The sequence below is a fragment of the Labrys sp. WJW genome, assembly GCF_001676615.1.
GTDB lineage: Bacteria > Pseudomonadota > Alphaproteobacteria > Rhizobiales > Labraceae > Labrys > Labrys sedimenti.
Genome location: NZ_LYXZ01000140.1, coordinates 1 through 1,271 on the forward strand (window position 1 = coordinate 1; position 1,271 = coordinate 1,271).

Annotated in this window: 1 protein-coding gene and 1 pseudogene; both read left to right on the top strand. The window is 66.4% G+C overall.

Features of this window, described 5'->3' with window-relative positions; all coding sequences use genetic code 11:
- Nucleotides 1–240, top strand: a pseudogene (locus BA190_RS35005) (NAD(+) synthase); the annotation flags it as partial.
- Between the two features lie 204 nt (nt 241–444).
- Entirely contained in the window at nt 445–1,113 is a 669-nt protein-coding gene (locus BA190_RS35010; protein WP_068299832.1) for a GntR family transcriptional regulator, read from the top strand.
- The last annotated feature ends 158 nt before the right edge of the window (nt 1,114–1,271 follow it).

Sequence of the window (1,271 nt, forward strand, 5' to 3'; positions counted from 1 at the left end):
CGGGTGCGGGCCCTCGCCGCCCATCTCGGCGCCCCCCGCGAGCTGGTGTTCAAGGTGCCGACCGCCGATCTCGAGACCAATGTGCCGCTGAAGCCGGACGAGGACGCCTATGGCGTGACCTATGACGAGATCGACGATTTCCTGGAGGGCAAGCCCATCGCCGAGGCTTCGCATCAGCGCATCCTGTCGACCTATCGCGCCAGCGCCCACAAGCGTGCTCTGCCGGTGGCGGCGGGGTAGAGCGAAATTCCAGGCGCCGAATCGACGAGCGCCGACCTCACGCGGCAAGGCATTCGAGACATGGTGTGCCGATCTCCAGATCGGCATCTTCTTTCTTGGCTTCCGTATAATTTCCAAGAATGCCGATCAGGAGATCGGCACACCAATCCTACGTTCCGACAACATCCCTCGACAAATCGGCCTCTCCAAAATTATCTATAAATCATGAGCGGACCCAAGGACGACACCATCGCCATCCGCATCGCCAAGGTGCTGGCGGATCGCATCATTTCCGGTGCGATCGAGCCCGGCGCCCGATTGCGCCAGGACCATGTCGCCGAGGAATTCGCCACCAGCCACGTGCCGGTGCGCGAGGCCTTCCGGCGCCTGGAGGCGCAAGGCCTGGCGGTGAGCGAGCCCAGGCGCGGCGTGCGTGTCGCCGCTTTCGACCTGGAAGAGGTCAAGGAGGTCGCGCAGATGCGCGCGGCCCTGGAGGTGCTGGCCCTGCGCCAGGCCGCGCCGCATCTCACCGCCACCATCCTCGACGAAGCCGAGGAAGCGACCAAGGCCGGCGACCGCTCGCGCGATGTGCGCAGTTGGGAAGAGGCCAATCGCCGCTTTCATCGCCTGATCCTGGCCCCCTGCCGCATGCCGCGCCTGCTGGCGGCAATCGATGACCTCCATGCCGCCAGCGCCCGCTTCCTGTTCGCGGCCTGGCGCTCGGAATGGGAAACCCCGACCGACCAGGACCACCGCGCCATCCTGGCGGCCCTGCGCGCCGGCAGACCCGACGATGCCGCCGCCACCCTGGCCCGCCATGTGCAGCGCGTCGGCCTCAAGCCCGTCCGCTCGGCCTCCGGCGCGACGCGCGAAGCCTTTGCCATCATCGGGTAACCTGGGAGCGCGGACGTCCTCGTCCGCTCTTGCTCGCCACGATACGCTGCGTCTCCAAGAGCGGACGAGGACGTCCATAGGCGCTAAGATAAGGGGTTGGGCGAGATGAGGGGGTTGGAGATCGAGCTCGACATATGAGCCCCCTCGCCCCGTTTACG